The sequence below is a fragment of the Nocardia niwae NBRC 108934 = DSM 45340 genome (assembly GCF_001613465.1).
GTDB classification, from domain to species: Bacteria; Actinomycetota; Actinomycetes; order Mycobacteriales; family Mycobacteriaceae; genus Nocardia; species Nocardia niwae.
This window is the reverse complement of record NZ_BDCK01000052.1, coordinates 45,321-51,598: the sequence shown is the minus strand read 5'-3', so window position 1 is coordinate 51,598 and position 6,278 is coordinate 45,321. Positions and strand designations below refer to the sequence as shown.

The window sequence follows — 6,278 nt, the reverse complement described above, 5'->3', positions numbered from 1 at the left end:
GCGCACGGCTCCGGGATACAGCTGGCCTACCAGTTGATCATCGGCGCTCCGATGGAAGCCGTCACCAATCTGTGCACGCGACAACTCCGGGATCGGCTGCGTGATCTGGGCGTCCCGGCAACATTCGAGCTGCGTCCCACCGGAACCCACTCCTGGGGGTACTGGCAGGACGACCTGCACAAGTCATGGGACACGATCGGGGGTGCGCTGGCCGATCATCCGTGAACGTCGTCGCTCTCGTTTGGACCAGGGGTCAGTGGTCGGCGATCCAGGTGTCCGTGTATTCCGCCTCCGCGGCGAGCATTTCTAGGAGGCGGGCCACCACCGCGGCTTCGATCTTCTTGCCGAACAGGGGGATGCCGACTTCGGCCGCGCCGTCGACGACCGCCACCGCCGCGTCGTCACTCTCGGTGAGCCGGACGGTGCCGCTCACCTTGGCGGGCACGCCCTCGACGCGGGCGTCGAAACTGCCGCCCTCATGGGTGTAGGTCTCGACGCGGGTGATGACCAGGCCTTCGGGTCGCACCGCGGTGATGACGCCGGGCAACTCCGCCGCCGGGACGGTCTGCACCATCCGCACCTGCAGCCTGTCGTCGTCCGCGTCGAACTCGACGAGCCGCGCGTCGGCTCCGCCGACCTCCTCGATGCGGTCTTTCCAGTACTGCGCGTCGGCCAGCGCCGCACGCAGCGCGTCGGCCGAATGGGAGTAGGTGGCCGTATACGCCAAGGGGGTCGCCATACCGACACACGCTACCTGCCGCGACGCGTCCCGAATCGACGGATCGCCGCCGTCCTCGCGCCGGAATCCGCTGAATTCTACTGCTGGGCAGAGGCTTTCACGGCGTCCCTTCCGTTGTCGCCGCCGGGAGTGGGCGCCTCGCCACGGCAGGAAAGGCGCCGCCCCCGATCTGCGGTGGTGTCGGCCGGGAACCTCTGCGGAGTCCCACGCCGTAAGACCCGGGCGCCGACCGGGCTCGTCCTGAGTCGGCGCAGGCCACGGTTTCGGGTAGCCGGGCCGCGATGGGCGACTTTCGCTGTCGGTCGCCCACCGCGTTACGGTTCACGTCTCCAGGAATGCCAGCATGTCCCGGCGGAGATCGAGGTCGATCTCCCGTTCGGCGGCCGCCGCGACCCACTCGCGGGCGTGGGGCGGCCGAGCGTCCGGCAGCCACGCTTCGAGCGCGGCGAGGGCCGCGCGGCGGCACCCGATGACCCGATTGCCGAGCGCGGCCCGCAGCAGCGTGTGCCCCGCGCCCGGATGGTCGCGCAGATTCCAGGCGATGATTTCGATCACCCTGTCGCCCACGTAGCCGGGGCCAAGGCCCAGCGCTTCGGTTGGGCCCGTGGCCAACTCGTCGAGCGGAAGCAGCTGTTCGGCCAGCGCGAGGACGTGCTCGACCGTGGTGCGGCCGGCGTGCTGCATCGCCCACTGCCAGACATACGCGTTGTGCGGATCGATCCGCAAGCGCGCGAGCGCATTCGGCAACACGGCCATGCCCAGCCGTGCCGCGCAGGAGAGTGCGACCGCGAATGCGTTGGATCGGCGCGTGCCGGGAGTCTCCGGTTCGGTGGGGACGGCGTGGGACGCGAGCTCGCGGGTCACCAGATCGCGCCACCGCCGCTGAGCGGTGAGGAAGGTGTACCTGGATCGCAGCCGGTCCGGTTCGCCGTCGGGCCACTCGAAGCCGGTACCGGCCGCCAGGCGTGCGAGGGCCAGCGCGGCGTCGAGACGCCCGAGGGTGGGTTCGGCCTGGGTGAGCAGTTCTGCGAAGCGGTGCATGACCGGTACCGCGTCGTCGTAGTCGGACATGTCCTCGGCAGGCCCGCCGTTCGCGAGGGCTCGCAGGATGTCCGCCGCGCCGTCGAGCAGGGCGTCGTCGATGTCGTCATCGAGCAGAGCCTCGTACAAACCGCCGGTCGTGGCTGCGATCCACGCGAGGTACTCGTTCATCACGCCGTTGCGGAAGCCTTCACGCAGCAGCCACGCTTTGATGTCCGGATCGGCAGAGCCTTTCAGCCGTTCCACCGCGTGGATCCGGCCCCAGCCTTCGAGGCGCTGCGCCAGTTCGAACACCGCGCGGTGCCGATCGGGCTGGGTCTTCATGAGCGCGACCACGGCGAACAAGGCGAGTTCCTCGAGCGAACCCAGCAACTGGAGCAGTTCGCGGTCGCGTTCGTCGCCACACGTGCCCAGCAGCACGATGCCGAGTTTGGCGACCTCGCGCCGCGTGGCGTTCTCGGCCACGAATCGAGCTGCGCGATGAAGCTTTCCGGGTGGATAGTGCCGTGAGCGGAGCTCGGTCACGAGATCGTCCGCGATGTTCACCGCCCGTAGATCGGCGAAATGCTCGAGCAGGCGGGCCGGATCATCGAGGTCGGCGAGAATGCGGTCGGTGAGTTCGGCGACCGGATGCGCATTCGTGCCGAAGTGATGGGTGCTGACGCCGTCGTATACGACACTGGGAAAGACGATCTCGCCCGCGTCGCGGGGCTGTTCGTCCGGTAGGGGGTACCCCTCACGCGGCCAAGGGCCGGGACCGTGCAGAGCGGCGAGAGAGAGCGCGTGGGCCACGAACGTGGCCGAGTGGGGGCTCATCGAGCCGGGCGCAGGACGCCCTTTCCGTGAATGATCATGAACACGAGGATGGCAGCTCGCCGGGCGGGACGCAACCACGCGCGCCCAGGCTCCGGGTGATAGCGGATCCTTCGAAAACTATCATCATGGTCCGAGCGGGCCGCCATTGGCGAGGTCGCTCAGATCGGGCAGCCGAGCAGAGCCGAGAAGCCCGAACGGACGCCGCGATCGGCGAAGTTCGTGGCGAAGCGGCCGGTTCATCGAGCAGGGCCGGGCCTTGGTCGCACGCTTCATCGTGCACTGGCAGAAACGGGGCGAGCTGGGCGTCTTCGACGCGGAAGTGGTCGCCGAGCTGTTCGTCCGCCTGACGATGTCGTTCATCTCCGATCCGCGGGGCGCGCTGCCGCTCGCCGATGCCGCCGCGGCGAAGGAGTTCGCCCGGCGTTTCCTGGCGCCACTGTTGTTCCCGCACCCGGGCGGGGGTTGGTCACCGCTTACTGCTCGGGCGCGATGAGCCGCCGACTTCGCACTGCGGAAGTCCGGCGCCCGCTCATCGCGGCGCCGGTGCGGGCGCGGGCAGATCGGGGGCGCCGCCGCCGACGTCGGCGATGGTCCGGTCGGTGGCGCGGTTCGAGCGGAACCGGCTGCCCGGCGAACCCGCATCGTGATGCCGTGCAGGCGGGTTCGCGATCACTCCAGCCGATTCGGTCAGGGAGCGATGCCGCGAGACTGTCGGTGCCGTGGCCTACCGTCCGAGAGATGAGCAACAGAATCGCCGGCTTCACCTACGAGCGGGTGCCGGTCGGTGACGTCGGCCTGCACGTCGCCATGGCGGGATCCGGTGCTCCGATCGTGCTGCTGCACGGCTTCCCGCAGACCCATCTAGCCTGGCGTCACGTGGCGACCGACCTCGCGCGGGATCATCTGGTGATCTGCCCGGATCTGCGCGGCTACGGCGACAGTGACAAGCCCGTCGGCGGGCCGGACGGCGAGATGTACGCCAAACGGACGATGGCCGCCGACATCATCGAGCTCATGCGGTCGCTCGGCCACGATCGGTTCGCGCTCGCCGGTCACGATCGAGGCGGATTGGTCGCTTTCCGTGCGGGACTGGACCATCCGGACTCGATCAGCCATCTCGCGATACTCGACGTCCTACCGGCAGCGGACATGTGGTCGACACTGCGGGGCACCTCCGGGATCTTCGCCTTCCATCTGTACCTGCTCGCACAACCGTCCGAACTGGCCGAGCACATGATTCGCGCCGACCCCGATCTGTTCTTCGGGCACTTCCTCGACGGCTGGTGCCGGATACCCGGCGCGATCCCCGCCGACGTCCGCGCCGCGTATCTCGCCGCGTCCGGGTCTCCCGACGCCATCCGTGCGATCTGCGCCGACTACCGGGCAAGCGCCTATATCGACCATGTCCACGACGAAGCCGACCGCCGTGCGGGTCGGCGGCTGAACATGCCGGTCGCGGCGCTCTGGCAAGACCCGGGCGAGGTGGTCCTTCCATTCGATCCCCGCTCGATCTGGTCCGGCTGGGCGCGCGATCTTCGCGCCGACACCATGCGGTGCGGTCACTTCCTCCCGGAGGAAATGCCCAGCGCCGTCATCGACGTTCTCAGGAAGCTGATCGACTGACGCGCGGCGGATCTCAGGGCAGCCGCATCAGCCGCCGCGAGAGAGTGAACAGGCGGCGGGCGAGCTTCACGACCGGCAGGCCCAGTGGAAGCAGGAGGATCGTCACGCACAGTATGGCGCCGACCAGCCACACCACGGCCGCCAGCAACCCCAGGACCGTGCCGAGCACGGCCGTGAGAATCCCCAGCACCACACCGAGTAGACCCTGTAGCAATTTCATAACGACCTTTCGGTTTCCATTCTGCGCTTCTTCGGGCCGATCCGCATGCACCGATTTCGATCGGCACGGCGCGGTACGTCTCCACCGCCGAGGCGAACGTCGCCGGACGCGAGCGCGGGTAGCGTCCCTGGCATGAGCCGAGCCATCATGGAGCTGTCGCATCCGATCTCGGACGGCATGCTCACCCAGCCGGGCTTGCCCGCACCGCGGGTCACCACGGCTGTGGCACGTGACCAGTCGCCGCTGGTCGACATGACCTACGACATCGCGCGCGTGGATATGGTGGGTCCTACCGGGACCTATATCGACGCGCCGTTCCATTTCCACGCGGAGGGAGCGGATGTCGCCGAGCTGCCGGTGGAACGGCTGTTCAACGTGCCGATCGTGGTGATCCGCGCCGCGGGACTCCACGCGGTGGGGCCGGATGTGCTCGGCGATCCCGCGCGCCTGTGGGGCAAGGCGGTGCTGGTGCACACCGGTTGGTCGGACAAGTGGGGTTCGTCCGCGTATCGGGAACCCGGCCATCCGTTCCTGGTGGGTGAGGTGGCGGATGCGCTGGTGGCCGCGAATGTGGCACTGGTGGGTATCGACTCGCTGAACATCGATGACACGTCCTTGCCGACGCGGCCGTGTCACCACACGCTGCTCGGCGCCGGGATTCCGATCATCGAGCAGCTGACGAATCTGGACGCGGTCCCCGACACCGGCGCCAAGTTGGTCGCACTGCCTGCGCCGGTGCGTGGGACGGGATCGTTCCCGCTGCGCGCCGTGGCGTGGACCGAGCACCGGGGAGCGGGGCAGCGGTAGCAGTCTTTCGACCCCGGCTGCACTCCATCGCGAAGTGCGGTCACACCAGCAGCTCGGAACAGCCGGCGGTGATCACCGCGCTGTTGCTGGAGTTCCTCGCCGCGGTCGACGGATCCCGACCGGCGGCCGAGACCTCGAATCCGCTTCTCTCGCCGGGAAACTAGGGCAGGAACGGCGGGATCGCGAGATCGCCGCCGAAGATGTCCGGGACGTCGCGCTCGACGCTGTCCGGGAATCGGGCGGGCCGCTTCTCCAAGAACGCCGTGACGCCTTCCCGGGCGTCGGCGGCGGCGCCGCGGTGGTAGATGCCACGGGATTCGATGCGGTGGGCGATCATCGGATGCTCCGATCCGAGGTTGCGCCACAGCATCTGCCGGGAGAGCGCCACCGAGACGGGTGCGGAATGCTCGGTCACGCGGCGGGCGAGCGAACGGGCCTCGTCGAGCAGTGTCTCCGCCGGATGCAGCGCGTAGAACAATCCCGCGTCGAGCGCTTCGGCCGCGTCCACGAGACGGCCCGAGTACACCCAGTCCAGCGCGGTCTGCATCGGCACCAGCCGGGGCAGGAACCAACTGGAGCAGGACTCGGGAACGATGCCGCGCCGATTGAAGACGAACCCGATCCGGGCACTGTCGACGGCGAGCCGGAAGTCCGCCGCGAGCGTCATGGTGATGCCGACCCCGACGGCCGGGCCGTTGATGGCGGCGATTATCGGCTTACGGCATTCGAACATGCGCAGGACGAGCTCGCCGCCACTGTCGCGGAAGGATTCGGCGGCATCCGGGTCGTCCGCCACGAACGTCTCCGCCCCCGCCGACAGGTCCGCGCCCGCGCAGAAGGCGCGTCCGGCGCCCGTGATGACGACTGCGCGGATCCGATCGTCGCGGTCGCAGGTGTCGAACGCCTCGATCAGCTCGGATCCCATGGTTGTGGTGAACGCGTTCAGCTGCTCGGGACGGTCGAGGGTGATGGTGGCGATGGCGTCGGAGACGTCCAGGCGAATATCGGCCATAACGGACAGCTTGCCATCAC

At 68.6% G+C, this 6,278-nt stretch carries 7 protein-coding genes and 1 pseudogene; 4 read left to right on the top strand and 4 right to left on the bottom strand.

Features of this window, described 5'->3' with window-relative positions; translation table 11 throughout:
* Positions 1–225: pseudogene (locus NNI01S_RS35535) on the top strand (esterase family protein); the annotation flags it as partial.
* Between the two features lie 28 nt (positions 226–253).
* Here NNI01S_RS35535 and NNI01S_RS30720 read toward each other — a convergent pair.
* Both NNI01S_RS30720 and NNI01S_RS30715 read right to left on the bottom strand, forming a co-directional pair.
* On the bottom strand, positions 254–739 hold the full coding sequence (locus tag NNI01S_RS30720; protein ID WP_063024676.1) for a DUF2505 domain-containing protein: 486 nt from the start codon (positions 737–739) through the stop codon (positions 254–256).
* Positions 740–1,060: 321 nt separating this feature from the next.
* On the bottom strand, positions 1,061–2,596 hold the full coding sequence (locus NNI01S_RS30715) for a hypothetical protein (RefSeq protein WP_157115108.1): 1,536 nt from the start codon (positions 2,594–2,596) through the stop codon (positions 1,061–1,063).
* A gap of 256 nt (positions 2,597–2,852) precedes the next feature.
* On the opposite strand from NNI01S_RS30715, the gene NNI01S_RS30710 reads away from it, so the two are divergent.
* Both NNI01S_RS30710 and NNI01S_RS30705 read left to right on the top strand, forming a co-directional pair.
* Positions 2,853–3,089 carry a hypothetical protein gene (locus NNI01S_RS30710; RefSeq protein ID WP_063917740.1) on the top strand — a complete coding sequence of 79 codons (237 nt, stop codon included), beginning with the start codon at positions 2,853–2,855 and terminating at the stop codon, positions 3,087–3,089.
* A 245-nt stretch (positions 3,090–3,334) separates the two neighbouring features.
* Positions 3,335–4,219 carry an alpha/beta fold hydrolase gene (locus tag NNI01S_RS30705; RefSeq protein ID WP_063024672.1) on the top strand — a complete coding sequence of 295 codons (885 nt, stop codon included), beginning with the start codon at positions 3,335–3,337 and terminating at the stop codon, positions 4,217–4,219.
* Positions 4,220–4,232: 13 nt separating this feature from the next.
* On the opposite strand, the gene NNI01S_RS30700 is transcribed toward NNI01S_RS30705, so the two are convergent.
* Positions 4,233–4,439, bottom strand: a complete 207-nt coding sequence (locus NNI01S_RS30700; protein WP_063024670.1) for a hypothetical protein — start codon at positions 4,437–4,439, stop codon at positions 4,233–4,235.
* Positions 4,440–4,571: 132 nt separating this feature from the next.
* On the opposite strand from NNI01S_RS30700, the gene NNI01S_RS30695 reads away from it, so the two are divergent.
* A complete protein-coding gene (locus NNI01S_RS30695) occupies positions 4,572–5,246 on the top strand; it encodes a cyclase family protein (protein WP_063024668.1) in 675 nt (224 codons plus the stop codon).
* A 160-nt stretch (positions 5,247–5,406) separates the two neighbouring features.
* Here NNI01S_RS30695 and NNI01S_RS30690 read toward each other — a convergent pair whose 3' ends face one another.
* Positions 5,407–6,258: a crotonase/enoyl-CoA hydratase family protein gene (locus NNI01S_RS30690; RefSeq protein ID WP_063024666.1), complete on the bottom strand. Its 852-nt coding sequence runs from the start codon at positions 6,256–6,258 to the stop codon at positions 5,407–5,409.
* Between the last annotated feature and the right edge of the window lie 20 nt (positions 6,259–6,278).

Bases quoted from the DNA above. Each gene is read 5' to 3' on its own strand.
- NNI01S_RS30720 (WP_063024676.1), bottom strand. From the start codon at position 739: ATGGCGACCCCCTTGGCGTATACGGCCACCTACTCCCATTCGGCCGAC.
- NNI01S_RS30715 (WP_157115108.1), bottom strand. From the start codon at position 2,596: ATGAGCCCCCACTCGGCCACGTTCGTGGCCCACGCGCTCTCTCTCGCC.
- NNI01S_RS30705 (WP_063024672.1), top strand. From the start codon at position 3,335: ATGAGCAACAGAATCGCCGGCTTCACCTACGAGCGGGTGCCGGTCGGT.
- NNI01S_RS30700 (WP_063024670.1), bottom strand. From the start codon at position 4,439: ATGAAATTGCTACAGGGTCTACTCGGTGTGGTGCTGGGGATTCTCACG.
- NNI01S_RS30695 (WP_063024668.1), top strand. From the start codon at position 4,572: ATGAGCCGAGCCATCATGGAGCTGTCGCATCCGATCTCGGACGGCATG.
- NNI01S_RS30690 (WP_063024666.1), bottom strand. From the start codon at position 6,258: ATGGCCGATATTCGCCTGGACGTCTCCGACGCCATCGCCACCATCACC.